Genomic DNA, 1,480 nt, shown 5'->3' with positions numbered 1-1,480 from the left:
GGAGGACAAGTAGAGCGCTCCTATCGTCGTACTGACTATCTAGAACAGCGCCGTGTCTATATGGAGAAATGGGCGGCTTATGTCACGGGTCAATCTTAAGATATGGGGTAATTTACCCCATGATCTGTGGATAACTTTCTCTCTCTTCTCTCTCATTCTCTCTCAATAAGAGTCATAAATTATCACATCAGAAATTGTATGATAAAATATTGTTTTATATAAATAAAATACCTTCAAAAATGAACCAAAATGTGGTTAATAAATGGTTATGATTTGTTACCATTTTTATAGTGAAAGGATTTTAATATGACAGAAAATGATATTCTTTTAACAGACCGTGAAAGTGCAAAATTGCTTCATATGAGTGTCTCAACTTTCCGCCGTCATGTTACCAATGGCTCTCTCCCCAAACCCCTAAAATTTGGTTNTAAAATTTGGTTTTTTATCGCGTTGGTTACAATCAGATCTTTTGAATGTCATCGAGCAAGCAAAACAGCAACGTTATAACGACGCGGCATAAAAAGAAAACCTTGTCACGTAAGAACGGACAAGGCTTTCTCAAGCTCATCAACCTGGTGCTTTATTTGGTGTAAATTCAAGGCTTTCTCTGCTGAAACAAGACTTAAGGTTTGCATTCAAGTTGTTCTGAATGCTTTTTACAATAAGGGCTATTTAAGCGTCTCTCAACACTTCGCTGAGGCATGACAGCACCAGGACGACATATGGGAAGGTTGTCTGATTTATGATTTTCACACCAATCTTGTATTGTAAAGCTAGGGCGAAAACCTGATTGCGCCATACACATTTCAATACTGGCAAATTGATTCAAATCTAGCGCCACAACCTTATTAAGGTCCGGTACTCCACATTCTAAAAGTATTTTATTTCTCCATAATGCTGGAGAAAGTGAGGGAATTGAGTTAACACATCCAGTGATACTTAACAGAGCTATGCAACTCAATAGTTTTAAGATTTTCTTCATTTTTTCCCTCTTTCAATGGATTTATTTACGATAAAACAGCTCATAAGCCTGTTGATATTTTCTGTCACCGCTGCTTAAAACAACGGTGAACAATATTGAGATGATTGGTTGAGAAAACAATCCCACCATTCCAAGTGAAGGCAAGGATGGCGGATTGTTGATCATCACTAGCAAGACTTAAGGTTTGCATTCAGGTGCATTTTTATATTTTTTACAATAAGGGCTGTTTAAGCGCTTCTTGACACTGGGCCTCGGGATCACAGCACCTGGACGACAAATGGGAAGGTTTTCGGCTTTATGATTCTCACACCAAGTCCCTCCCCCCACTTTATCACGAAAACCTGATTGAACCATACAGGCATCAATAGTTGCCCATGCATTGTAGCTGAGTTTTCTGTTTTCTGGATCGACATCATCAGGGGTTGGCATTCCACATTCTAACAAGGCTTTTCCTACCTCAGTAAAATCAGTAACACCATTTTTCTCCCACGTAGCTAT

Annotated in this window: 3 protein-coding genes and 2 pseudogenes; 2 read left to right on the top strand and 3 right to left on the bottom strand. The window is 38.8% G+C overall.

The genetic code is table 11. The features are described from left to right. A pseudogene (locus ACFIKX_RS07600) lies at positions 1–99 on the top strand (integrase); the annotation flags it as partial. A 207-nt stretch (positions 100–306) separates the two neighbouring features. Further along, positions 307–520, top strand: a pseudogene (locus tag ACFIKX_RS07595) (helix-turn-helix transcriptional regulator). Positions 521–622: 102 nt separating this feature from the next. Here the strand turns inward: ACFIKX_RS07595 and ACFIKX_RS07590 are convergent. The 3 genes from ACFIKX_RS07590 to ACFIKX_RS07580 all read right to left on the bottom strand — a co-directional run. Beyond that, positions 623–982 carry a hypothetical protein gene (locus tag ACFIKX_RS07590; RefSeq protein WP_375608402.1) on the bottom strand — a complete coding sequence of 120 codons (360 nt, stop codon included), beginning with the start codon at positions 980–982 and terminating at the stop codon, positions 623–625. Positions 983–1,046: 64 nt separating this feature from the next. Beyond that, positions 1,047–1,172 (bottom strand): hypothetical protein, encoded by a 126-nt coding sequence (locus ACFIKX_RS07585; protein ID WP_375628995.1) that lies wholly within the window; start codon positions 1,170–1,172, stop codon positions 1,047–1,049. Beyond that, positions 1,160–1,480 (bottom strand): hypothetical protein (locus ACFIKX_RS07580; protein WP_375628997.1); only part of this gene is annotated, 321 nt, incomplete at its 5' end. The genes ACFIKX_RS07585 and ACFIKX_RS07580, both read right to left, overlap by 13 nt.

The sequence above is a fragment of the Bartonella sp. CM86QHHN genome (assembly GCF_042194695.1).
GTDB lineage: Bacteria > Pseudomonadota > Alphaproteobacteria > Rhizobiales > Rhizobiaceae > Bartonella.
This window is presented reverse-complemented; position numbering and strand designations above follow the sequence as displayed.

Excerpts from the sequence above, each read along its gene's own strand:
- ACFIKX_RS07590 (WP_375608402.1), bottom strand. The coding sequence starts at position 982 with ATGAAGAAAATCTTAAAACTATTGAGTTGCATAGCTCTGTTAAGTATC.
- ACFIKX_RS07585 (WP_375628995.1), bottom strand. The coding sequence starts at position 1,172 with ATGCAAACCTTAAGTCTTGCTAGTGATGATCAACAATCCGCCATCCTT.